Source organism: Streptomyces sp. ASQP_92 (assembly GCF_025399895.1).
Classification (GTDB): Bacteria; Actinomycetota; Actinomycetes; order Streptomycetales; family Streptomycetaceae; genus Streptomyces.
In genome coordinates, this window is record NZ_JAODUA010000003.1 from 432,597 (window position 1) to 454,476 (window position 21,880).

The 21,880-nt window shown below is 71.6% G+C and carries 23 protein-coding genes; 12 read left to right on the plus strand and 11 right to left on the minus strand.

All coding sequences use genetic code 11. The features are described from left to right. The first annotated feature begins 75 nt into the window (after positions 1-75). From N4G70_RS11475 to hutH, 5 genes are all read left to right on the plus strand, one after another. A complete protein-coding gene (locus N4G70_RS11475; protein WP_261712443.1) occupies positions 76-936 on the plus strand; it encodes a biotin--[acetyl-CoA-carboxylase] ligase in 861 nt (286 codons plus the stop codon). A 115-nt stretch (positions 937-1,051) separates the two neighbouring features. Next, the gene (locus N4G70_RS11480; protein WP_261712444.1) at positions 1,052-2,263 is read left to right on the plus strand and encodes an adenylate/guanylate cyclase domain-containing protein; all 1,212 of its coding nucleotides are present in this window, start codon (positions 1,052-1,054) and stop codon (positions 2,261-2,263) included. Between the two features lie 64 nt (positions 2,264-2,327). Beyond that, positions 2,328-3,116 carry an enoyl-CoA hydratase/isomerase family protein gene (locus N4G70_RS11485; protein WP_261712445.1) on the plus strand — a complete coding sequence of 263 codons (789 nt, stop codon included), beginning with the start codon at positions 2,328-2,330 and terminating at the stop codon, positions 3,114-3,116. A gap of 88 nt (positions 3,117-3,204) precedes the next feature. Further along, complete coding sequence (locus N4G70_RS11490; protein ID WP_261712446.1) at positions 3,205-4,338, plus strand: sensor domain-containing diguanylate cyclase; 1,134 nt, start codon at positions 3,205-3,207, stop codon at positions 4,336-4,338. A gap of 449 nt (positions 4,339-4,787) precedes the next feature. Beyond that, positions 4,788-6,329, plus strand: a complete 1,542-nt coding sequence (gene hutH, locus N4G70_RS11495) for a histidine ammonia-lyase (RefSeq protein ID WP_261712595.1) — start codon at positions 4,788-4,790, stop codon at positions 6,327-6,329. A gap of 115 nt (positions 6,330-6,444) precedes the next feature. On the opposite strand, the gene N4G70_RS11500 is transcribed toward hutH, so the two are convergent. Continuing rightward, the gene (locus tag N4G70_RS11500) at positions 6,445-6,729 is read right to left on the minus strand and encodes a hypothetical protein (protein ID WP_261712447.1); all 285 of its coding nucleotides are present in this window, start codon (positions 6,727-6,729) and stop codon (positions 6,445-6,447) included. A gap of 108 nt (positions 6,730-6,837) precedes the next feature. Here N4G70_RS11500 and N4G70_RS11505 point away from each other — a divergent pair, with 108 nt between their 5' ends. Then, positions 6,838-7,158 (plus strand): hypothetical protein, encoded by a 321-nt coding sequence (locus N4G70_RS11505; protein ID WP_261712448.1) that lies wholly within the window; start codon positions 6,838-6,840, stop codon positions 7,156-7,158. Between the two features lie 272 nt (positions 7,159-7,430). Continuing rightward, a complete protein-coding gene (locus N4G70_RS11510) occupies positions 7,431-8,699 on the plus strand; it encodes an Ig-like domain-containing protein (protein ID WP_261712449.1) in 1,269 nt (422 codons plus the stop codon). Between the two features lie 14 nt (positions 8,700-8,713). Here the strand turns inward: N4G70_RS11510 and N4G70_RS11515 are convergent, their stop codons facing one another. Then, positions 8,714-9,568 (minus strand): helix-turn-helix transcriptional regulator, encoded by an 855-nt coding sequence (locus N4G70_RS11515; RefSeq protein ID WP_261712450.1) that lies wholly within the window; start codon positions 9,566-9,568, stop codon positions 8,714-8,716. A gap of 158 nt (positions 9,569-9,726) precedes the next feature. Here N4G70_RS11515 and N4G70_RS11520 point away from each other — a divergent pair, with 158 nt between their 5' ends. After that, a complete protein-coding gene (locus N4G70_RS11520) occupies positions 9,727-10,764 on the plus strand; it encodes an NAD(P)-dependent alcohol dehydrogenase (protein WP_261712451.1) in 1,038 nt (345 codons plus the stop codon). Between the two features lie 390 nt (positions 10,765-11,154). Beyond that, positions 11,155-11,508 (plus strand): DUF1330 domain-containing protein, encoded by a 354-nt coding sequence (locus tag N4G70_RS11525; protein ID WP_261712596.1) that lies wholly within the window; start codon positions 11,155-11,157, stop codon positions 11,506-11,508. Between the two features lie 36 nt (positions 11,509-11,544). On the opposite strand, the gene N4G70_RS11530 is transcribed toward N4G70_RS11525, so the two are convergent. The 3 genes from N4G70_RS11530 to N4G70_RS11540 all read right to left on the minus strand — a co-directional run bounded on the left by N4G70_RS11530 (position 11,545) and on the right by N4G70_RS11540 (position 13,223). Further along, on the minus strand, positions 11,545-11,982 hold the full coding sequence (locus N4G70_RS11530; protein WP_399035026.1) for a DUF4291 family protein: 438 nt from the start codon (positions 11,980-11,982) through the stop codon (positions 11,545-11,547). A gap of 153 nt (positions 11,983-12,135) precedes the next feature. After that, a complete protein-coding gene (locus tag N4G70_RS11535) occupies positions 12,136-12,342 on the minus strand; it encodes a hypothetical protein (protein WP_261712452.1) in 207 nt (68 codons plus the stop codon). Positions 12,343-12,659: 317 nt separating this feature from the next. Then, the gene (locus tag N4G70_RS11540) at positions 12,660-13,223 is read right to left on the minus strand and encodes an anti-sigma regulatory factor (protein WP_261712453.1); all 564 of its coding nucleotides are present in this window, start codon (positions 13,221-13,223) and stop codon (positions 12,660-12,662) included. A 171-nt stretch (positions 13,224-13,394) separates the two neighbouring features. Between N4G70_RS11540 and N4G70_RS11545 the strand changes: the two genes are divergently transcribed. After that, complete coding sequence (locus N4G70_RS11545) at positions 13,395-14,747, plus strand: tetratricopeptide repeat protein (RefSeq protein WP_261712454.1); 1,353 nt, start codon at positions 13,395-13,397, stop codon at positions 14,745-14,747. 38 nt (positions 14,748-14,785) lie between these two features. On the opposite strand, the gene N4G70_RS11550 is transcribed toward N4G70_RS11545, so the two are convergent. From N4G70_RS11550 to N4G70_RS11560, 3 genes are all read right to left on the minus strand, one after another. Further along, positions 14,786-15,400 (minus strand): DUF4236 domain-containing protein, encoded by a 615-nt coding sequence (locus N4G70_RS11550; protein WP_261712455.1) that lies wholly within the window; start codon positions 15,398-15,400, stop codon positions 14,786-14,788. 295 nt (positions 15,401-15,695) lie between these two features. Next, positions 15,696-16,361, minus strand: coding sequence for a peptide-methionine (S)-S-oxide reductase MsrA (gene msrA / locus N4G70_RS11555; RefSeq protein WP_261712456.1), 666 nt, complete (start codon positions 16,359-16,361; stop codon positions 15,696-15,698). 221 nt (positions 16,362-16,582) lie between these two features. Next, a complete protein-coding gene (locus N4G70_RS11560) occupies positions 16,583-17,692 on the minus strand; it encodes a hypothetical protein (RefSeq protein ID WP_261712457.1) in 1,110 nt (369 codons plus the stop codon). A 69-nt stretch (positions 17,693-17,761) separates the two neighbouring features. Here N4G70_RS11560 and N4G70_RS11565 point away from each other — a divergent pair, with 69 nt between their 5' ends. Then, positions 17,762-18,916, plus strand: a complete 1,155-nt coding sequence (locus N4G70_RS11565) for a cystathionine gamma-synthase (protein WP_261712458.1) — start codon at positions 17,762-17,764, stop codon at positions 18,914-18,916. A 19-nt stretch (positions 18,917-18,935) separates the two neighbouring features. Here N4G70_RS11565 and N4G70_RS11570 read toward each other — a convergent pair whose 3' ends face one another. The 3 genes from N4G70_RS11570 to N4G70_RS11580 form a co-directional block, all read right to left on the minus strand. Beyond that, a complete protein-coding gene (locus tag N4G70_RS11570) occupies positions 18,936-19,190 on the minus strand; it encodes an amiloride-sensitive sodium channel family protein (protein ID WP_261712459.1) in 255 nt (84 codons plus the stop codon). A 70-nt stretch (positions 19,191-19,260) separates the two neighbouring features. Further along, complete coding sequence (locus N4G70_RS11575; RefSeq protein ID WP_261712460.1) at positions 19,261-19,773, minus strand: sigma factor-like helix-turn-helix DNA-binding protein; 513 nt, start codon at positions 19,771-19,773, stop codon at positions 19,261-19,263. 33 nt (positions 19,774-19,806) lie between these two features. After that, complete coding sequence (locus N4G70_RS11580; protein WP_162952534.1) at positions 19,807-20,310, minus strand: MarR family winged helix-turn-helix transcriptional regulator; 504 nt, start codon at positions 20,308-20,310, stop codon at positions 19,807-19,809. 154 nt (positions 20,311-20,464) lie between these two features. Between N4G70_RS11580 and ilvA the strand changes: the two genes are divergently transcribed. After that, a complete protein-coding gene (gene ilvA, locus N4G70_RS11585) occupies positions 20,465-21,694 on the plus strand; it encodes a threonine ammonia-lyase (protein WP_261712461.1) in 1,230 nt (409 codons plus the stop codon). Positions 21,695-21,880 lie beyond the last annotated feature (186 nt).

Here is a 21,880-nt window from a genome sequence, read left to right on the forward strand (position 1 = left end):
TGGCGCCGATACGGTTCGGCAGTGCGGCGTTTGCCACACCCGGGGTGCCTTGCAATTGCGACCTAACCTGGCTGCATGACACCCCCGGACGCTTCCGACAGCCGCTGGTCCGATCTCGACCGGCCGCCCCTGAACGCCACCGCGCTGCGCCGCGCCCTGCTGCGGCCCGACGCCCTGTGGACCTCCCTGGACGTGGTCACGGCGACCGGCTCCACCAACTCCGACCTCGCCGCGAAGGCCGACGCGCACGCCGAGGGCGCCGTCCTGGTCGCCGAGGAGCAGACCGCCGGGCGCGGTCGCCTCGACCGGCGCTGGTCGGCGCCGGCCCGCTCCGGCCTGTTCTTCTCCGTCCTGCTGAAGCCGGGCCCCTCGGTGCCGGTCGAGCGGTGGGGCTGGCTGCCACTGCTCACCGGCGTCGCGGTCGCGGGCGGCCTCGCGCGGGCCGCGGGCGTCGAGACGGCACTGAAATGGCCCAACGACCTCCTGATCACGGTGGACGGGGAAGAACGCAAGGCGGGCGGGATCCTCGCCGAGCGGGCCGGCGCGGACGGTGTCGTCGTCGGCATCGGCCTCAACGTGACGCTGCGCGCCGACGAACTCCCCGTGCCCGGCGCGGGCTCCCTCGCCCTCGCGAACGCGGTCTCCACCGACCGCGACACCCTGCTGCGAGCGGTCCTTCGCTCCCTGGAGGAGTGGTACGCCTCGTGGCGCACGGCGTCGGGCGACCCGGCCGCCTCCGGCCTCCACGAGGCGTACGCGGCGGCCTGCGCGACGCTGGGCCGCACCGTGCGTGCCGAGCTGCCCGGCGGGCAGTCGATCGAGGGCGAGGCGGTCGCCGTGGACGGGGACGGTCGCCTGGTCCTGGCCACCGCGGAGGGTGTCCAGCGGCCGGTGGCGGCGGGGGACATCGTGCACCTGCGTCCGGCCGTGTCCTGAAGCGGCCGGACGGGCGCTCCCGGGACGTGAGCTACGGCACACCTGCCGTATCGTTGAGCCCGATCCAGCGACAGATCGGCAGGGCAGTGCGCAGGCAACGGGCAGGAGGCGGCCGGTGACCGTCGACGAGACACGGTCCGGTGCGGACGCCGGAAGCGGCCCCGGCGACACCCCGGGCGGCTCCGGCACCCCGGCCGAGGCCGCGCCCTCCGCGTACCCGACGCCGCACCACGCCGTCGATCACACCGCCGAGCCCACCGACGACCCGCTCGCCATCCGTCTGGAGCAGCTCATCCTCGGCGCCGACCGGCGCTACACCCCCTTCCAGGCGGCCCGTACCGCGGGCGTCTCCATGGAGCTGGCGTCCCGGTTCTGGCGGGCCATGGGGTTCGCCGACATCGGGCAGGCCAAGGCGCTCACCGAGGCCGACGTGCTGGCCCTGCGCCGGCTCGCCGGACTCGTCGAGGCGGGGCTGCTCAGCGAGCCGATGGCGGTGCAGGTCGCGCGCTCCACCGGGCAGACCACCGCCCGGCTGGCCGAATGGCAGATCGATTCTTTTCTGGAGGGCCTGACCGAGCCCCCCGAGCCCGGCATGACCCGTACCGAGGTCACGTACCCCCTGGTCGAGCTGCTGCTGCCCGAGCTGGAGGAGTTCCTCGTCTATGTGTGGCGGCGCCAGCTCGCCGCCGCGACCGGTCGCGTGGTGCAGGCGGCCGACGACGAGGAGATGGTCGACCGCCGCCTGGCGGTGGGCTTCGCGGACCTGGTCGGGTTCACCCGGCTCACCCGGCGCCTGGAGGAGGAGGAGCTCGGCGAGCTCGTCGAGGCCTTCGAGACGACCGCCGCCGACCTCGTCGCGGCGCACGGCGGGCGGCTCATCAAGACGCTGGGCGACGAGGTCCTGTTCGCCGCCGACGACGCGGGCACGGCCGCCGAGATCTCGCTGCGGCTCATCGAGACCATGGCCGGCGACGAGACGATGCCCGCCCTGCGGGTGGGCATCGCGTTCGGCACCGTCACGACCCGCATGGGCGACGTGTTCGGCACCACCGTGAACCTGGCCAGCCGCCTCACCTCCATAGCCCCGAAGGACGCCGTCCTGGTCGACGGGGCGTTCGCGGAGGAGCTGGCCCGCACCGGGGACGCGCCCGTCTCCGAGGCGCAGGCCGCCCAGGACGCGCTGGCCGCCGAGAAGGAGGGCGAGGAGTTCACGCCCCCGGCGAAGTACCGCTTCGCGCTCCAGCCCATGTGGCAGCGCCCGGTGCGCGGCCTCGGGGTGGTGGAGCCCTGGCTGCTGCGCCGGCGCGAGGTCCCGAACCTGTCCTAGAGGGCCGCTCGGGTCGCGGCCTAGGATCACCCCCGACGTAACGTTCGTTAACGGAGGGGTTGCCATGGCCGAGCAGCGGTTCGGGGAGTTCGTCGTCGTACGGCGCGAGGGGTATGTCGCCGAGCTGGTGCTCGACCGGCCCAAGGCCATGAACGCGGTGTCGACGGAAATGGCCCGCTCCATCGCCGCCGCCTGCGAGGCGCTCGGCGCCGACCGCGACGCCCGGGTGACCGTGGTGACGTCGACGAACGAGCGGGCTTTCTGCGTCGGCGCGGACCTCAAGGAGCGCAACTCCTTCAGCGACGCCGACCTCGTACGCCAGCGGCCCACCGCCCGTGCCGCCTACACCGGTGTGCTCGAACTGCCCATGCCGACCGTGGCCGCCGTGCACGGCTTCGCGCTCGGCGGCGGCTTCGAGCTGGCGCTGGCCTGCGATGTGATCGTGGCGGACGCGACCGCCGTGGTCGGGCTCCCCGAGGTGTCGGTCGGCGTCATCCCCGGCGGCGGCGGTACGCAGCTCCTGCCGCGCCGGGTCGGCGCCGCCCGCGCGGCCGAGCTGGTCTTCACCGCGCGGCGCGTCGAGGCCGCCGAGGCAAGGGAGTTGGGCCTGATCGACGTACTGGCCGAGGGCGCCCGCACCGAGGCGCTGGCGCTCGCCGGACGCATGGCGGCCAACTCGCCCGTCGGGCTGCGCGCGGCCAAGCGGGCGATGCGGCTCGGCCAGGGCCTCGACCTGCGGGCCGGCCTGGAGGTCGAGGACGCGGCCTGGCGGGCGGTGGCGTTCTCCGGGGACCGCGCGGAGGGCGTGGCCGCGTTCAACGAGAAGCGGAAGCCGGCCTGGCCCGGGGAGTGACCCGGTCGCCGGGGCTGCGGCCGTGTCCCCGGCGCCCTTCACGGCGTCCCCCGGGTCAAAACACCCAAAACCTACCTAAGCTGGAGGAATGGGTGGAGAGGATGCCCGGCTGCGGGCCGTGGTTTCGCTGGCGCAGGCCATGGCCGCGGCACATACGCCGCGCGAGTCCTGGCGCGCCGCCGCCCTGGGCGCGCGGTGCGCGCTCGGCGGGAACTTCGCCGCGCTGTCGGTGTGGGAGCGCGAGCTGGGGCGTCTGAGGGTCCTCGTCAACGCGGGCGAACGGGCCCACGGGGAGGAGGAGTTCCCCGAGGACGAGGCGTATCCGGTGCACCAGTTCCCCGAGATCACCGAGTTCCTGCACGAGCGGTGGGCGGGCGGTGGCGAACCCAACGCCTGGGTCGAGACGGCCGCCGCGCCCCCCGAGGGCGATGTCGGCTACTGCCACGAACGGGTCACCGCGCTGCGCCGCCGCGGCCGGGGCTGCTGCGTGGTCGCCCCGATCGTGCTGCACGGGCGCGCCTGGGGTGAGCTCTATGTGGCGCGGCCCGTCGGGGCGCCCGTCTTCGACGCGGCCGACGCGGACTTCGCCACCGTCCTCGCCTCGGTCGCGGCGGCCGGCATCGCCCAGACCGAACGCCTCGAAGAGGTGCGCCGCCTCGCCTTCACCGACCCGCTCACCGGGCTCGCCAACCGCCGCGCGGTCGACATGCGCCTCGACGAGGCGATCGAGCGCCACCGCGCCGACGGCTCGGTGGTCAGCCTCGTGGTGTGCGACCTGAACGGGCTCAAGCGGGTCAATGACACGCTGGGCCACGAGGTAGGCGACCGGCTCCTCGAACGCTTCGGTTCGGTGCTGTCCCTGTGCGGGGCGAAACTGCCGGGCGCGCTGTCCGCGCGGCTGGGCGGCGACGAGTTCTGCCTCCTTTCGGTGGGGCCGGGCGCGGACGAGGTCGTGGCGGTGGGAGACGAACTCTGCCTGCGTGCGGGGGAGTTGGAGCTCGGGGAGGGGGTCGCGTGCGGGGTGGCCTCGACCGGTGACCCCATCGGCCCCATCGTCTCGGCCCGCCGCCTGTTCCGCCTCGCGGACGCGGCCCAGTACCGGGCGAAGGCGGCGCGCTCGGCGAAGCCGGTGGTGGCGGGGCGGGACGGGGCGGTGCTGCGGCTGGCGGAGAATCCGCCGACGCCGGCGCACGACCGCCGCCGCTTCAGGGGCCGAGGCTAGGGGGGCGCGCCCCCAACCCCCTCTGCCCCTGCGGCCGCGCTGGTACCTCGCGCAGTTCCCCGCGCCCCAACCCCCTCGGTGGGTGCGGCCGCGCCAGCGTCTTGCGCAGTTCCCCGCGCCCCCAGGAAAACCCGCTTTCGGTTGCGGGTCGTGGTCGCTTTTCGCGCAGTTCCCCGCGCCCCAAAACCCGTCTTCGGCCGCGAGTCGTGCGTGGCTGGTCGCGCAGTTCCCCGCGCCCCTAACTACTCGGTGCGGGGCAGCACAGGACACCTCAGCCCGTCCGGCGTTTGAGGACGAGCGCCCTTAAGGCGCGATACGGGGTCTGGGGCGGAGCCCCAGGAGGGCACGGGACCAACCCCGGGGTCTGGGGCGGAGCCCCGAGGGGCCCAGCCCGCGCACCCCGCCTAGTGACACCCGGCGATTCAATCCGTAGGGTGCTGAATATGGATATGCACACTGTCGTGGTGGGGACCTCCGGGACCACCCCCGAGGACGTCATCGCCGTGTCCCGCCACAACGCGAAGGTCGAGCTCTCCGCCGAGGCCCTCGCCGCCCTGGCCCGAGCCCGCGAGATCGTCGACGCGCTGGCCGCCAAGCCGGAGCCGGTGTACGGCGTCTCCACCGGCTTCGGTGCGCTCGCCTCCCGGCACATCAGCCCCGAGCTCCGCGCCCAGCTCCAGCGCAACATCGTGCGCTCGCACGCCGCCGGCATGGGCCCGCGCGTGGAGCGCGAGGTCGTGCGCGCGCTGATGTTCCTGCGTCTGAAGACCGTCGCCTCCGGGCACACCGGCGTGCGCCCCTCCGTCGCCCAGACCATGGCCGACGTGCTCAACGCGGGCATCACCCCGGTCGTCCACGAGTACGGCTCGCTCGGCTGCTCCGGCGACCTCGCGCCGCTCTCGCACTGCGCCCTGACCCTGATGGGCGAGGGCGACGCCGAGGGCCCCGACGGCGTGGTGAAGCCCGCCGGCGAGCTGCTCGCCGTGGCCGGCATCACCCCCGTCGAGCTGCGCGAGAAGGAGGGCCTCGCCCTCCTCAACGGCACCGACGGCATGCTCGGCATGCTGTGCATGGCCATCGCCGACCTGAAGAAGCTCTACACCTCCGCCGACATCACCGCCGCGCTCTCCCTCGAAGCGCTGCTCGGCACCGAGAAGGTCCTCGCCCCCGAGCTGCACGCCATCCGCCCCCACCCCGGCCAGGGCGCCTCCGCCGCCAACATGCTGGCCGTCCTGAAGGATTCGGGCCTGACCGGCCACTTCCAGGAGGAAGAGGCGCCCCGCGTTCAGGACGCGTACTCGGTGCGCTGCGCCCCCCAGGTCAACGGCGCGGGCCGCGACACGATCGCGTACGCCCTGACCGTGGCCGAGCGCGAACTGGCCTCCGCCGTCGACAACCCGGTGGTCCTGGCCGACGGCCGCGTCGAGTCCAACGGCAACTTCCACGGCGCCCCGGTCGCCTACGTCCTGGACTTCCTCGCCATCGTCGCTGCCGACCTCGGCTCCATCGCCGAGCGCCGCACCGACCGTCTCCTCGACAAGAACCGCAGCCACGGTCTGCCGCCGTTCCTCGCCGACGACGCCGGTGTGGACTCGGGCCTGATGATCGCCCAGTACACCCAGGCCGCCCTGGTCAGCGAGATGAAGCGGCTCGCGGTGCCCGCCTCCGCCGACTCGATCCCGTCCTCGGCCATGCAGGAGGACCACGTCTCCATGGGCTGGTCGGCCGCGCGCAAGCTGCGTACCGCCGTCGACAACCTGACCCGCATCATCGCCGTCGAGCTGTACGCGGCGACCCGGGGCATCGAGCTGCGCAAGGGACTCACCCCCGCGCCCGCCTCGCAGGCCGCCATCGCCGCGGCGCGCGCGGCCGGCGTCCAGGGCCCCGGACCCGACCGCTACCTCGCCCCGGACCTGGCCGCCGCCGACGCCTTCGTACGCGAAGGGAAGCTGGTCGCCGCGGTGGAGCCGGTGACGGGCCCGCTCGCCTGACCCGCCCGCCGTACGAGAAGGGCCGCCCGGGACACCATGTCCCGGGCGGCCCTTCTCGTCGCGTCGTAGCGACAACTGCCTTACGCGCCACGGCAGTCGAGGCGCGCGCGGCCGGTCAGCAGGTGCGCGATCTGCGGACCGAGTACGTCACGAACCCCGCCCCGAGACCCAGGAACAGCGTGCCGCCGACCAGGTAGGGGGAGGTGTCCGCGCCGCCGCCGGTGTCGGCGAGTGCGAGGGGGCCTTCGGCGGGGGTGGGGGCGGCCCGGTACGCGGAGTGCGCGGGGGCCGCCGAAGGATGCTGTTCGTCCGTGGCGTTGGCGGACGGCACGAACCACAGGGCGCAGAGCAGAGTCCCCGCCGCGGTGGCGGTGAGCAGGGGACGACGAGCGACGGACAAGTGAGCGATCCCTTTGCGAGTACGGCGAATTGGCGGGATGCGCTGATGCTAGTGAAAGCAGCGGGTCGCGGGAAAGTCGCGGATGCCTTGAGCCCTACGCTCCCTCGCATGAGCGAAGAAGAGACATCACGATATGTGCGCCTGCGCATCGATTTGGTCCTGGAGATCGAGGACGCGGACCGGCTCGCCGGCGCCGCCGTCGACCGCATCGCCCAGGACCCCGCGATGCGTACCGAGGAACGTACGCATGCCGAGGCCGCGGTACGGGAAGACGGAGCGGAGGCCCTCGCCTACCTCGTGGACCCGGTCGACCTGGTGGCGGCGCTGCCCGGCGCGGAGCTGGTCCAGGCCTCCTGGAGCAGCGAGCGGGTCGGCTACGACCCCGACGGCGAGGAGTGGGACTTCGACGACGAGGACGGCGACGACTGAGTACAGCGGTGACGAGGCCGGGACGCGTGCTGTGAGCGGCCGCGCCGAGACCTGAGCACGGCCGGGTCGAGGACTGACGAGGGCGACGACCCAACGGGCGCGCCGGGCGAGCGGAGGTCGGGGTGGGACGGTGGGACAGCCTTTCGGCGATCTTGTACCGTCCCGCCCCGACCCGTCCGTGGACGCGTGGTGTGCCCCACATTCACCCCCGCTGCGGAACGGTATCGAGCAGTCTGATGTTCTAGACGTGATGACGTGGGGGGACGGCGACGATGGAGAAGCGTGTGAAGACGGAGAGTAAGCGCCGCAAGCAGGGCCTCGCGGCGGCGTGCGCGGTGCTCGGCGGCGTACTGGTCCTTTCTGCCTGCAACGGCGACGGCGACAAGGGCGCCAAGGCCGACAGCTCGTCGTCGTCGCAGGCGGCGGCGGACAAGGCCGCCGAGAAGGACACCTCGGACGCGAAGATCACCATCACGCCGAAGAACGGTGCCGACAACGTCGGCATCAACAGCGGCACCAAGGTCACCGTCGCCGACGGCAAGCTGACCGATGTGACGCTGACCTCCGCCGACGGCGTCAAGGTCGCCGGGAAGATATCCGCCGACGGCCTCAGCTGGGCGCCCGACAAGGCCCTCAAGCGCTCCGTGAAGTACCAGATCACCGCGACCGCGGCGGACGCCAAGGGGCGCCAGGCGCACGAGAACGCCTCCTTCACCACCGTCTCCCCGAAGAACAGCTTCATAGGCAGCTTCACGCCCGAGGACGGTTCCACTGTCGGCGTGGGCATGCCGGTGTCGATCAACTTCGACAAGGCGATCACCAACAAGAAGGGCGTCCAGACCAAGATCTCCGTCTCCTCCAGCAGCGGCCAGGAAGTCGTCGGGCACTGGTTCGGCGCGCAGCGCCTCGACTTCCGCCCGCAGGAGTACTGGAAGGAGAACTCGACCGTCACCATGAAGATGGACCTGGACGGCGTCGAGGCCTCCAACGGGATCACCGGCGTCCAGGAGAAGACGGTCACCTTCAAGATCGGCCGCAATCAGGTCTCCACCGTGGACGCGAACACCCACACCATGACCGTCACCCAGGACGGCAAGACCGTGAAGACCATCCCGATCTCCGCGGGATCCCCCGAACACCCCACGTACAACGGCCAGATGGTGATCTCCGAGAAGTACAAGGAGACCCGGATGAACGGTGCGACGGTCGGCTTCACGGACGACGACGGCAAGGGCGAGTACGACATCAAGGACGTGCCGCACGCCATGCGCCTGTCCGCGTCCGGCACCTTCATCCACGGCAACTACTGGGGCGCCAAGTCCATCTTCGGCAGCGCCAACACCAGCCACGGCTGCGTGGGCCTGTCGGACACCAAGGGCGCGGGCGACGACGGCACGATGGCCGCCTGGTTCTACAACAACTCGATCACCGGTGACGTGGTCGTCATCAAGAACTCCCACGACAAGACGGTCCAGCCCGACAACGGCCTCAACGGCTGGAACATGAGCTGGGAGCAGTGGAAGGCCGGCTCCGCCGTCTGATCCGCCGCGGTTCCTCAGGTACGCACCGGCTGCTCGGCACTCCAACTGCCGAGCAGCCGCAGCGACTCCTCGGACGCCGAGCCCGGCTCCGCGTGGAAGGTGACCAGCGACAGGTCATGCGCGTCGGGGAGCTTCAGCGTCTCGTACGCGAGCGTCAGCTCACCCACCACCGGATGGCGCAGCCGCTTGACGCCATGGCCCTTGTCGGCGACGGTGTGCGCCGCCCACAGCGCCCGGAACTCCTCGCTCTTGACCGACAACTCGCCGACCAGTGCGGTCAGTTGTGGGTCGTCCGGGTAGCAGCCCGCGCACAGCCGCAGCACGCTCACCACGTCGACGGCCTTGCTGTGCCAGTCCGCGTACAGCGAGCGCGCGGCCGGGTCGAGGAAGACATGGCGCGCCATGTTCCGCTCCCGGGGCGGCAGTTGGCCCATGTCGCCGAAGAGGGCCGCCGCCATCCGGTTCCACCCGAGGATGTCCAGACGCCGCCCGAGGATGTACGCGGGCACGCCCTCCATCGCGTCGATCAGCTGCTGGAGCGCCGGGCGCACCTGCTGGGTCCGGCAGGCCGAGGCGCGCTTCTTCTTCGGCTTGCCCTTGGCGAGATGGCTGAGGTGGTCGTGCTCGATGTCGTTGAGGCGCAGCGCCCGCCCGATCGCCTCCAGGACCTCCACGGACACGTTCTGCGCGTTGCCCTGCTCCAGACGCGTGTAGTACGCCACGGAGACCCCGGCGAGCTGCGCCAGCTCCTCCCGGCGCAGGCCGGGCACCCTGCGGTGCCGCCCGTGGTCGGGCAGCCCCACGTCCTCGGGCTTCAGCCGGGCCCGGCGGGAGCGGAGGAATTCGCTGAGTTCGGCGCGCTGGTCCATGACACCCCAGTATCCGCGCTCGCCCCCCTGGACGTACGCCCAGGAGCCTGACCCTGTCAGTGGTACGCACGCTGGACGTAGGCAGAACAGAGGCCTGGGTGACGTCCGGGAACTGGGGCAGGGTGGACGGCGTACCCCAAAGATCTGAGGAGAACGGCATGACCACCGTCGCCGCCTACGCCGCCCCCGCCGCCAAGGCCCCGCTGGAGCGCACCACCATCGAGCGCCGTCCGGTCGGGCCGAACGACGTGCTCATCGAGATCAAGTACGCCGGTATCTGCCACTCCGACATCCACCAGGTGAACGAGGGCTGGGGCGAGGCCATCTTCCCGATGGTGCCCGGCCACGAGATAGCCGGCGTGATCACCGAGGTCGGCTCGGCCGTCACCGCCTTCCAGGTCGGCGACCACGCGGGCGTCGGCTGCTTCGTCGACTCCTGCGGGAAGTGTGAGGCCTGCCGGTCGGGCCAGAACCAGTTCTGCTCGGACGGCGTCTCGACGTACAACGCGATCGGCCGGGACGGCAAGCCCGCCTACGGCGGCTACTCCACGCACATCGTCGTGGACGCCGACCACACCCTGCGCATCCCCGACGGCATCGAGCTGGACGTCGCCGCCCCGCTGCTGTGCGCCGGCATCACCCTCTACTCGCCGCTCAAGCGCTGGCAGGCGGGCCCCGGCAAGAAGGTCGCCATCCTCGGGCTCGGCGGCCTCGGCCACATGGGCGTGAAGATCGCGCACGCGCTGGGCGCCGAGGTGACGGTGCTCAGCCAGTCGCTGCGCAAGAAGGACGACGGCCTCAAGCTGGGCGCCGACCACTACTACGCGACCAGTGACGAGGCCACCTTCGAGCAGCTCGCGGGCACCTTCGACCTCATCGTCTCCACCGTGTCCGCGCCGCTCGACCTCGGCGCCTACCTCGCCCTCCTCAAGGCCGGCGGCGCCTTCGTGAACGTGGGCGCTCCCGAGGAGCCGAACTCGCTCAACATGTTCGGCCTCATCGGCGGCAACAAGATCCTCGCGGGTTCGATGATCGGCGGCATCGCCGAGACCCAGGAGATGCTGGACTTCTGCGCCGAGCACGGCCTGGGCGCGGAGATCGAGCTGATCCGCGCGGACCAGATCAACGAGGCGTACGAGCGGGTCCTGGCCAGCGACGTGCGCTACCGCTTCGTGATCGACACGGCGACGATCTGACGCGCCGACCGGGCTGACGTGCCGGTTCGCCGGCCGCCTGGCCGGGCCGACGCGCCGGCGGGCTGTAGCCGTCGGCCCGGTCGACTGCCGACCCGCCCCGACCGAACGGCCCTGGAGGAACCCCCGCCTCCGGGGCCGTTCGCTTGCCCGAAGGGCGTTCCCTCGCCCGGGGCCCCTCGGGCTGTGCCCCACCCTGGCGGACCGCCCTGCGGGTTCCCGGGCCCGGGCCCGACGCGGGGCCGGACCCAACCCGGGCCCGGGCCCAACCCGGGCCCGGTCCGGGCCAGGGCCGGGGTCGCCTACCTCCGAGGTAATCGACCTGGCCCGCCACCCCTGGGCATGATCGGACCGTTCGCAAGGGAGCACGACACCCACCACCGGGAGGACCCCATCACCGCCTACGCCATCGCCAACCTCCGCCCGGCCGGCGGACGCCCGCCGCACGAGGACGTCTTCGTGTACATGGAGCGCATCCAGTCCACCCTGGACCCGTTCGGTGGCCGTTTCCTGGTCCACAACGCGCCGCTGGAGGTCCGGGAAGGCGAGTGGCCCGACGCGCTGGTGATCATCGAGTTCCCGACGATCGAGGAGGCCCGCGCCTGGTACGACTCCCCGGCCTACCAGGCCCTGATCCCCCTGCGCGCCGACCACATCCCCGGCGACCTGATCCTGGTGGACGGGGTCGGCCCGGGGTACGACCCGGCACGGACGGCCGCGGCGCTGCGGGCGGCGGCTTCGGTGTAGGACGCCGGACGGCGCTGCCGGGGGAGGGCCCCGGCCCTACGAACCGACCGCCGGTCCGGGGTAGACCCGCTCGACGGGCAACAGGCCCCGTGCGGCGTCGAGTTGACCGTCCCGCACGAGGGCGTGCACGCGGTGGGCGAGCGGCGTCACATCACGGATACCGACGATCCACTCGTCCGCGTACCGCCGCACCGCCTCCCCGGCGAGGCCGAGCTGCAACGAGCGGTACGGCAGCGCCTGGAGCCGCAGATCCCGCTCCGGATCCCACTGCACCCGCGCGGGCGCCCGCTTCAACTCCCGCTTCCAGGCGGCCTGTTCGGTGTGGACGGCGCGCTCGTAGTGCGACAGGCAGGCGTTGCGGACCGCCCAGTCGAAACCGCCGGCCCCTAAACCCTCCCGATCCTGCGGACCGTGCCCGCTCCTCGCGCAGTTCCCCGCGCCCCTGGCAGGACCGGTGCGGGCCCGCATGGGCATCTTCAGCCCGTCCGGCGATTGAGGACGAGCGCCCTTTAGGCGCGAACGGGGTCTGGGGCGGAGCCCCAGGAGGGCCCGGAACCATCCAACCCTGCGCATACGGGCGGGTGGGCAAAAGGACGGGCCGGCCACCCCACCCCGGGCCCGGCCCGGTCACCGATGCCGGGGGCGGCCCCGGTGGGGGTGGTGGCGGATCTCCACGTCGGCGTCCGTGGCCGCCGAGAGGTCGCCCTTTCGCTGGGCAACCCGTCGGCGTGCCACCAGCTCGGCGCAGACCGCGCATCCCCGCGCGGGCTTCGGCGGTGCGTGCGGCAGGGCCAGGTGTACGGGGTCTCCCATGGTCGTTCTCGGGTCGCTCACGGCTACCGCCTGTCGGGTCGATCGCTGATGTCCTCAGCAATGCACCCGAACCGGGCCACCGGTACTCCAGGAACGGGCCGGACTCCCCCGAACGGCGCCGCACCCGGGGTCAGCCCTCGACCTGGCCACCCCGGTCGAGCAGGACACTCCCGTCCCTACGCGGGTGCAGCAATGTGACCTACGAGGAACTCCACGGGAACGAAACACGAGCAGCGAGCCCTTGTGGTCGGAGCGATCAGGCTCCGGCCAATGTCAGGTCCGCAGCCCACTCCCAGTCGCGCCGGCGCATACAGGGGAGATGACCCGGAGTGAGCTCTCTACGTCGTGCCGTCGAGGTCGAAGCGGCACCACACGGTCTTGCCGCCCGGCCCCTTGGGTGACCACCAGACCGCGTCAGCCAGCCGCTGAACGAGCAACAGCCCGCGCCCGCGGTCCGGCAACAGCGCCTCTGCGAAGTCGCCCGCCAGCTCTGGCGAAACGTATTCACCCGCCGGGAGGTCGGGCGGGGTCGAGTCCTCATCAGTGACACCGATGAACAGCCATCCGGGCCACGCCTTCACAAGCACGTCGATCTTCCGCGCGGCACCGGGCCGCATCAGGCAGTCGTCGGGCACCGCGTGGTGCACGACGTTGCCGACCAGTTCTGACACGACGAGCTGCGCGGCATCGACCACGTGTGGCAGTCCCCAGCCCTGGAGGTAGGAGCCGATCATGTCCCGCGCTGCTTTGGCGCAGTCCGGCGATTCCGCGTAGACCGTCAGATGACGGAAGTGTCCATTCGCCGGGTCGTAGACCGAGCGACGCGATGTGCGCACAGTCGGTGCGTTCGCTGCGGGTTCGCTCATCACGCTCTTGTGCCGCTCCGCATTTCTCGCATCCATGCGACAAGCCACCGTCTCTGGTCCTGTCTGCCGGGGCGTTCCCGGCAGCGTGGACAGAGGGTGCACCCCTTGTACTGACTGTCGCTTCCCCCTCTTGGGGACCCCCCTCGTGGGTACACTCGCGAGGCAGACGCAGATGGAACATCAGGTCAGTCACGATGGGGAAGTGAAATGACCGAAGCTGCTCCGACCCCGGCCGCATTGCCGCCGAACGTGCTGGAACGCGCGGATGTGCGCTCGGCGATCGCCCATCATGACTTCGGCGAGGTCTTCAGACTCGCTCGGCTGCACGGGAAAGTCAGCTACGCCAAGATCGCCGAGGCAGTCGGCTACAAGCGCGAGCACATCGGCAAGATGGCCCGGCCGGAGACCAGCGGCAAGGGCGTGCGACCCCGGATCACGCAGCACCGAAAGATCCTCGAAGTGGTGGACGGGCTGCGCATCCCGGGTCACCTCGCGGGACTGGCGCCTCGCCCATGGGAGTTGGAGCGAACAGCCCCCATCTCCGTGCCGGAGGACCCGAGCACCCTCCTGGCTCAGGGGGGCGCGGGACTGTGGGACGTCGCCGAGTTGCTGCGGCGGACCGAGATGTCCAGCATCAACAGCGCCGCCCTGGAGTCGATCGAGCAGGGCATCGACCAGTTGGCCCGCGCTTATCCGTACGCGGATGCCGACCACCTCCACCAGCGCACCCGTAACGGTTTGCAGTACGTCACCAAGCAGCTCGAAGGCCGCATGACGCTGCGCCAGCACCGAGATCTTCTCGTCGACGCCGGGTGGCTGTTCCTGCTCAACGCATACGTCCAGTACGACCGGGGCCAGCGCGAGGCCGCCAACCTCAGCAAGGCCGCCGCACTCCGCATCGGCGAGGAGGCCGGCCACGGGGAGATAAAGGCTTGGGCGTGGGAGATCGAGGCGTGGTTCGCTCTCACCCAGTGCCGGTGGCAGGACATGCACGACGCCGTGGAAGCCGGGCACGTCGCCGACCAGACGCACTCTGTGGGCGTGCAGCTGTACGCCCACAAGGCCCGAGCCGCCGCCCGGATGGGAGACGCCCGCCTGGTACGTGACTCCCTGGACGCGGGCCGCGCAAGGCTGGATCGCCTGCCCCGCCCGGATCACCCCGAACACCACTTCATCATCGACCCGGACAAGTGGGACTTCTACGAGATGGACGCCTACCGTCTGCTCGGAGACGACGAACGCGCCGCCGCTCATGCCCGGTCGGTGATCCGTATCAGCACGGGGCCCGACGGCACCGAAACCTCTCCCATGCGCGCAGCGGAGGCGCGCCTCACGCTCGGACTCTCCGCGGCACGAACCGGGGACATCGAAGAAGCAGTGGATATGGGCGGGATGGCTCTTTCCGCCGACCGTAAGTCTCTGCCGTCGCTGCTGCTAATCGCGCATGAGCTGGACAGAGAACTCCGCTGCCGATACCCGCGTGAGGCGGCATCACGAGAATTCCATGAACGGATCCTGGCTCTGACACGAGGTGCGGCCGTTTCTGAACGGCCTTTCTGATCAGAGGGTCTGGCGTGGTGAACGCCTTGTCGTCAGGTTCAAGGACAAGACGCGCCCCGTCGAATATTGGCCTTACGGATCTTTTTCGCCCGTCCCATGACGTCACCCCGTGCCATGAAGCCCACGCCCCGTTCCTTCTTCAGCCATCTGTCCACGAGGTGCGATGCCGTGCCCTGCTCAAGGGCTTCAGCAGCCTCCGCAGCCAGGCCGTTCATGCGAGCCTCCTGCGCGTCCTTCGCCTTTTGCTTGGCTCTACGCATCGTTTCGTCGGCGAGGTGCTTCTCAGCGTTGGTGACAGCCTTGAGGAGCCGAGGGTGGGCAAGGCCCCGGCTGTGCAGGTTCCCACGGATCTCGGCACCGCTTCTGCCGGTCCGGAGTAGTTGGATCGACGTCGTGTAGATCTGCTGATAGGCAGCACGAAGATCTTTGGCTGTAGGGCTGGCAGAGGTGGAGTCGTCGGCTGCGATGCCAGCCCTCTTGCTACCGCTGTAGAGCAGTCCGGTGCCGGGTGCTGAGAGAGCGGCTTGCAGTCTGCCGTCCGCTCGCTTCGTCACCCGAACACCTTTGACGCCGACCGAGTAGCTGATGCCAGCTTTGGATGCGCCGACTCGGATCGGTCCAGCCCTGAAGCTCTTGCGGTAACTGAAGCCCACGACGCCCCCTGGCCGACCAATTCCGAAGGTTCAATTGTGGCCGCCGGTGCTGGAGTTCGTCCCCCTTTTGGGAAGATGGCCGACGTTTTCACGTGGCAGAGAGCTTGAGCGCCGACCGGCTCATCGCGTGCCGTACGGCTCTTGACCAGCCATACCAATCCACGAGCCGTCGGCAGGGTTCTCGACCGGCTGACGGGACTCGCCAGGCCGCATCACGTACGCGACCTGTTTTTAGATCGTTTGCGGAGACCGCCGAGCCCCCAATCGGCCAAGGCTCGGTTGCCTCTCGGCAGGCTCAGCCGTCCGCCTTGGCCACCCCGATCGGGCAGGACACTCCGGTGCCGCCGATCCCGCAGTACCCCGCCGGGTTCTTGTCCAGGTACTGCTGGTGGTACGGCTCGGCCGGGTAGAACGGGCGGCCCTCGGCCGGCAGTAGTTCCGTGGTGATGGTGCCGTGGCCCGAGGCCGTCAGGACCTGCTGGTAGGCCTCGCGGGAGGCCCGGGCGGTGGCCTCCTGGGCGGGGGTGTGGGTGTAGATCGCGGAGCGGTACTGGGTGCCCACGTCGTTGCCCTGGCGGAAGCCCTGCGTCGGGTCGTGGTTCTCCCAGAACACCTTCAGGAGCTGTTCGTAGGAGACGACGGCCGGGTCGTACACCACCCGGACCGCCTCGGTGTGGCCGGTCAGGCCCGAGCAGACCTCCTCGTACGCGGGATTGACCGTGCTGCCGCCCTGGTAGCCGGCCAGCGTCGTCCAGACGCCCGGGGTCTGCCAGAACTTGCGCTCGGCGCCCCAGAAACAGCCCATCCCGAAGTCCGCGACCTCAAGGCCCTCGGGGTACGGCCCGGCCAGCGGGTTGCCCAGGACCGTGTGCCGGGAGGGCAGGGCGAATTCGGGCTCCGGGCGTCCCTTGAGGGCCTGCTCGGGGGTGGGCAGCTCGGGGGTGCGGCGGCCGAACATCATCGGGGCTCCTCGGAAAGGAAGGGTGGGTGCGTAGGAGGAACGCGGGGGCGGGGCCGGAGATTCCGGGAACGGGCCGGGGCCGGGCCGGCACCGTTTCGGCACCCGGGGCCGGGGAGGGCCGGCACCGGTTCGGCATCCGGGGCGCCAGGGGGATCCGGCACCGTTTCGGCACCCAGAGCCGGGGGAGGGCCGGCACCGGTTCGGCACCCGGGGCGCGACCCCTACGGCCGCCGCAGGGTCGCCGGGCTCCCCCCGTTCGCCTCGTAACCCGCCACCGCCAGGGCCCGGCACACGGCGTACATGGCCGCCGGGTCCTCGGAGAGGGTCCAGGGGACGGCGCCCACATGGCCGTCCAGGGCCACGAACTGGTCCATCGCCTCCGCCCAGCGTTCCGCGCGTACCAGGAAGAAGGCCAGCAGATGGCGGACCTGGGGCAGCACCGGGTCGTCGGGGCGGGCCTGGTGGACGGCGTGCAGGGCGCCTTCCATGGCGCGGCTCACCACCGCCGTGCGGTAGAAGTCGCTGACCAGGACGACGTCCGGAACGTGCTCGTGGACGGCGAACAGGGGGAGCGCGGACAGCAGGGAGCCGCGCGGGGCGCGGGCCGCGGCCGCCGTCGCGAACTCGTCGGCCTGGGCGCGCGAGCCGTGCCACTTCTCGCAGTGGTAGTGCAGGGCCGCCAGGTGCGCGCCCATGTGGTGCGGGGCGCGGTCCATCACCTGGGCCCACAGGTGGTCGAACTCCGGGCGCGCATAGGCCAGTCCGCGGGCCACCGCGAGTTCGACGATGTACGGGACCGGGTCGCCGGGGGCGAGCAGCGCGGCCTCGCCGCAGATCGTGCGGGCCTCCTCCAGGATGATGCGGAAGTCGTCGCGGTCGGCCGACGAGGACCGCCAGGCCTGCTGGACCAGGAACTCCGCGTGCACCTGCGCCGCGCCCGCGTCCTTGGGCGCCTCGGAACGCCAGGCGCGCAGCCAGGCCCCGCCGACACCCGGGCGCTGGGCGAGTTCGAGGGAGGCCGCGCCCGCGAAGGCCTGGACGCGCTGCCAGCGCCGCTCGCCCTCCTTGGGTGTCCCGGCCAGGAGGCGCTGGGCCGGCTTGAAGTCCTGGGTCTGCTGCACCACCGCGAGGACGTCGAGGAGATCCTGGTCGGGCCCCGGCAGGCGGACGTCGAGCTCCTCCTGGAAGGCGAAGCCGTACGCCGCCGGGTCCGCGGCGTCGGGCGCTCCGGGCCGTGACAGCTGGATGCCGCCGGCGCCCCGGCGGAACACGAACCGGCTGATGACCGCGACGAACACGCCCAGCGCGAGCAGGGACCACAGAATCTCCATGCCCACCAGCGAACCAGACCGCGGGCGGATATGACGAACCCAGCGGTGCGACGAACTAGGCTCTGGGCCATGAGCCACGAGCACCTCGACAAGAGCTTCGAGACCATCGCGATCCATGCCGGAAACACCGCGGATCCGCTGACCGGTGCGGTCGTACCCCCGATCTACCAGGTCTCCACGTACAAGCAGGACGGCGTCGGCGGTCTGCGCGGCGGCTATGAGTACAGCCGCAGCGCGAACCCGACACGGACCGCCCTCGAAGAGAACCTGGCGGCCCTCGAAGGCGGCCGGCGCGGCCTCGCCTTCGCCTCCGGTCTCGCCGCCGAGGACTGCCTGCTGCGGGCGCTGCTCGCGCCCGGCGACCACGTCGTGATCCCGAACGACGCCTACGGCGGTACGTTCCGCCTGTTCGCGAAGGTCGTCTCGCGCTGGGGCGTCGAGTGGTCGGTCGCCGACACCTCCGATCCGGCCTCGGTACGGGACGCGATCACCGACCGCACCAAGGTCGTGTGGGTCGAGACGCCCTCCAACCCGCTCCTCGGCATCACCGACATCGCGGCCGTCGCCGAGGTCGCCTCGGCCGCCGGCGCCAAGCTCGTCGTCGACAACACCTTCGCCAGCCCCTACCTCCAGCAGCCCCTGTCGCTGGGCGCGGACATCGTCGTGCACTCGCTGACGAAGTACATGGGCGGCCACTCCGACGTCGTGGGCGGCGCGCTGATCGCCAACTCGGCCGAGATCGGCGAGGAGTTGGCGTACCACCAGAACGCGATGGGCGCGGTCGCCGGGCCCTTCGACTCCTGGCTGGTGCTGCGCGGCATCAAGACGCTCCCGGTGCGCATGGACCGCCACAGCGAGAACGCGGGCAAGGTCGCCGAGATGCTGACCCGGCACGCCAAGGTCACCCAGGTCCTGTACCCGGGGCTGCCCGAGCACCCGGGCCACGACGTGGCGGCGAAGCAGATGCGGGCGTTCGGCGGCATGGTCTCCTTCCGCGTCGAGGGCGGCGAGCAGGCGGCGGTCGAGGTCTGCAACCGTACGAAGCTGTTCACGCTCGGCGAGTCCCTCGGCGGCGTCGAGTCGCTGATCGAGCACCCGGGCCGCATGACGCACGCCAGCGTCGCGGGTTCGGCCCTGGAGGTCCCGGCGGACCTGGTCAGGGTCTCGGTGGGCATCGAGAACGCGGACGACCTGCTCGCCGACCTCCGGCAGGCGCTCGGCTAGGTCCTGCTCACCGGCGGGCCTAGAGCCCGTCGACGGGTGGCGTCACCGTGGACGGCGGCGCCACCCAGGGCTGGGCCACCGACGCCCACACCAGGAACGCGATCACCGCCACCGTGAGCAGCAGCCACAGCAGCCGGCGCGCGATGCGCCGCCGGTGCAGCATGCGCAGCCCCAATTCGGCCGCCCGCTCGGCCAGTTCGGCCGGGACGGCCGGATGGGTGGCGCCCTCCAGCATGCGGCGGACCTCGGCGGTCTTGCGATCGGGCGCGCTCACCGGACGGCCTCCCTCGATGTGATCCCCGGCCGGATCGACGGGCCGACCGGCGGCCGGTTCGGCGGCCGGTTCACGTGGTGGCCCCGGGAGCCGGGGCGGCGGGCGTGCGGGGCGCGGGCGGGGTGCTGCGCATCGTGGTGATCGCCCGGGTGCAGATCGCGCGGACCCGGTCCGTCGGCAGTCCCACGAGCGCCGCCGTCTGCTCCTCGGCGACGCCTTCGTACAGCCGCAGCACGAGGATGAGCCGTTCCTGCGCGGTCAGCCGCGCGAGGAGCCCCTCGTCGGCGGGGGGCCGGGGCAGCCCGGGGACGGCGGGCCGGTGGTGGCGCCAGGCGGCGCGGGCGAAGCGGCCGGCGAGTTCCTGGCGGGTGCGGTCGTAGGGGTCCTCACCGCGCAGCCGGTGCCAGCGGGCGTACGTCTCGGCGAGGGCGGCGGTCAACAGGCGCCGGGCGCGCGGGTTGTCGTCGAAGGGCTCCGCGGTCAGCAGGGTGGCGGCATGCAGCAACCGGCCTCCCGCGCCCGCCACGAATGCCTCGAACTCCCGGGTGCGGCGGCGGTGTCGGGTGGAGGACCGCTCGCGCATGAGCCTCATATGAGGGCAGGCGCGAGCCCCGGGTCAAGAGGTCGGCGCGGACGGCTCGTGGGCGGCCGACTGGCGGGCGGAGAGCGCCGAGTTGAAGCGGGTGAGCAGGGTGCAGAAGGACTCCCGCTCGTCCTCCGTCCATCCGTCGGTGACCTGCGCCATCAGCTCGCGGCGCGAGGAGCGCACCTCTTCCAGGCGGGACTGGCCGCGCGGGGAGAGCTGGAGCACGACCGCCCGGCCGTCCTCGGGGTGCGAAGTCCGCTTGACGAGGCCGGTGTCGACGAGCGGCGCGACCTGGCGGGTCACGGTCGAGGAGTCGATCCCCATTCCCGCGGCGAGCGCCTTGACGCCCATCGGGCCTTCCCGGTCGAGCCGGTTGAGCAGCAGATACGCGGCCCGGTCCATCGAGTTGCGGACCTGTCCGACGCCACCGAGCCGGGTCTGCTCGGCGCGGCGGGCGAACACGGCCACCTGGTGCTGGAGGGCATCGAGGAGGCCGGGGTCGAGCGGGGGAGTCATGTCCTGAACAGGGGGCATGGCCGGGGCTCTCTCGTGCGGGTGTCGGTGTGGTGGGGGACAGAGTACGCGGCCGGGCCCCCGTACGTACCGGCGGTGCGCAAACCTGTGGACAAGTGCCCACCGCTCGGGATCCCCACGCCCCGAAAGGGCGTGAGCTGCGAGACTTGAGGTCATGAGCTTCAGTACGTCAGGCCCCTTGCACCACCTCATCCTCGACGACATCCGGGGCGCGCAGAAGATGCTGTCGGGAGTGGCCCGCGCCACCGCGATGGAGGGGTCCCGCCACCTTTCGTCGCTGGTCGGAGCCCCGGTCCACCTCAAGTGCGAGAACCTCCAGCGCACCGGCTCGTTCAAGCTGCGCGGCGCGTACGTACGGATCGCGGGCCTGCGCCCGGAGGAGCGGGCGGCCGGGGTGGTGGCGGCGAGCGCGGGCAACCACGCGCAGGGCGTGGCACTGGCCTCCTCGCTGCTCGGGGTGCGCTCCACGGTGTTCATGCCGATCGGCGCCCCGCTGCCCAAGGTGGCGGCGACCCGGAGTTACGGCGCGGAGGTGATCCTGCGCGGCACGGTCGTCGACGAGACGCTGGCCGCCGCCGAGGCGTACGCGGCCGAGACCGGGGCGGTGCTCATCCACCCCTTCGACCACCAGGACATCATCGCCGGGCAGGGCACGGTGGGTCTGGAGATCCTGGAGCAGTGCCCCGAGGTGCGCACCATCGTGGTGGGCATCGGGGGCGGCGGCCTCGCGGCGGGGATCGCGGTCGCGGTCAAGGCGCTGCGGCCGGACGTCAAGATCGTCGGCGTGCAGGCGGCGGCCGCCGCGGCCTATCCGCCCTCGCTGGCCGTCGGGCATCCCGTCGCGATCGAGACGGCGCCGACGATGGCCGACGGAATCAAGGTGGGGCGGCCGGGCGACATCCCGTTCTCGCTGATCAGCGAGCTGGTGGACGAGGTGCGTACGGTCTCGGAGGACGAGCTGGCCAGTGCGCTGCTGCTCTGCCTGGAGCGCGCGAAGCTGGTGGTGGAGCCGGCCGGGGCGAGCCCGGTGGCCGCGCTGCTCAGCGATCCGCACGCCTTCCGGGGGCCGGTCGTGGCGGTGCTCTCGGGCGGCAATGTGGACCCGCTCCTGATGCAGCGCATCCTGCGGCACGGCATGTCGGCGGCGGGCCGCTATCTGTCGCTGCGGCTGCGCCTGACGGACCGGCCCGGGGCGCTGGCCTCGCTCCTGGCGGAATTGTCAGTGCTGGATGCCAATGTGCTGGACGTGAGCCACGTACGGACCGATCCCCGGCTCGGACTCACGGAGGTGGAGGTCGAGTTGCACCTGGAGACCAAGGGCCCCGAGCACTGTGGCGAGGTCGCGTCGGCGCTCCGCGAGGCGGGTTACACCGTGCTGGACTGAGACGCCGTGCGGGATCGACGCGCGGGCCGGGGGGTCGGCGCGCGGGAGGGGGCGGGGACGAGCGCGCGCAAACCGCTGACAGGACGCGATGTATCGCGTTATGGTGTGGCCCGCACACAGCTCCACCGGGCGCCCGGCGCCCGGGAAATCTACGATTTGTCCAGGAAGTCACACCCACCACTGGGG

What these genes read in the sequence shown, in the direction of transcription:
- N4G70_RS11540 (WP_261712453.1), bottom strand. Translation starts at nt 13,223, where the DNA reads ATGGATGCGAGAAATGCGGAGCGGCACAAGAGCGTGATGAGCGAACCC.
- N4G70_RS11520 (WP_261712451.1), top strand. Translation starts at nt 9,727, where the DNA reads ATGACCACCGTCGCCGCCTACGCCGCCCCCGCCGCCAAGGCCCCGCTG.
- N4G70_RS11565 (WP_261712458.1), top strand. Translation starts at nt 17,762, where the DNA reads ATGAGCCACGAGCACCTCGACAAGAGCTTCGAGACCATCGCGATCCAT.
- msrA (WP_261712456.1), bottom strand. Translation starts at nt 16,361, where the DNA reads ATGATGTTCGGCCGCCGCACCCCCGAGCTGCCCACCCCCGAGCAGGCC.
- N4G70_RS11580 (WP_162952534.1), bottom strand. Translation starts at nt 20,310, where the DNA reads ATGCCCCCTGTTCAGGACATGACTCCCCCGCTCGACCCCGGCCTCCTC.
- N4G70_RS11475 (WP_261712443.1), top strand. Translation starts at nt 76, where the DNA reads ATGACACCCCCGGACGCTTCCGACAGCCGCTGGTCCGATCTCGACCGG.
- N4G70_RS11505 (WP_261712448.1), top strand. Translation starts at nt 6,838, where the DNA reads ATGAGCGAAGAAGAGACATCACGATATGTGCGCCTGCGCATCGATTTG.
- N4G70_RS11485 (WP_261712445.1), top strand. Translation starts at nt 2,328, where the DNA reads ATGGCCGAGCAGCGGTTCGGGGAGTTCGTCGTCGTACGGCGCGAGGGG.
- hutH (WP_261712595.1), top strand. Translation starts at nt 4,788, where the DNA reads ATGCACACTGTCGTGGTGGGGACCTCCGGGACCACCCCCGAGGACGTC.
- N4G70_RS11515 (WP_261712450.1), bottom strand. Translation starts at nt 9,568, where the DNA reads ATGGACCAGCGCGCCGAACTCAGCGAATTCCTCCGCTCCCGCCGGGCC.
- N4G70_RS11575 (WP_261712460.1), bottom strand. Translation starts at nt 19,773, where the DNA reads ATGCGCGAGCGGTCCTCCACCCGACACCGCCGCCGCACCCGGGAGTTC.
- N4G70_RS11510 (WP_261712449.1), top strand. Translation starts at nt 7,431, where the DNA reads ATGGAGAAGCGTGTGAAGACGGAGAGTAAGCGCCGCAAGCAGGGCCTC.
- N4G70_RS11545 (WP_261712454.1), top strand. Translation starts at nt 13,395, where the DNA reads ATGACCGAAGCTGCTCCGACCCCGGCCGCATTGCCGCCGAACGTGCTG.
- N4G70_RS11560 (WP_261712457.1), bottom strand. Translation starts at nt 17,692, where the DNA reads ATGGAGATTCTGTGGTCCCTGCTCGCGCTGGGCGTGTTCGTCGCGGTC.
- ilvA (WP_261712461.1), top strand. Translation starts at nt 20,465, where the DNA reads ATGAGCTTCAGTACGTCAGGCCCCTTGCACCACCTCATCCTCGACGAC.
- N4G70_RS11530 (WP_399035026.1), bottom strand. Translation starts at nt 11,982, where the DNA reads ATGCCCATGCGGGCCCGCACCGGTCCTGCCAGGGGCGCGGGGAACTGC.
- N4G70_RS11490 (WP_261712446.1), top strand. Translation starts at nt 3,205, where the DNA reads ATGGGTGGAGAGGATGCCCGGCTGCGGGCCGTGGTTTCGCTGGCGCAG.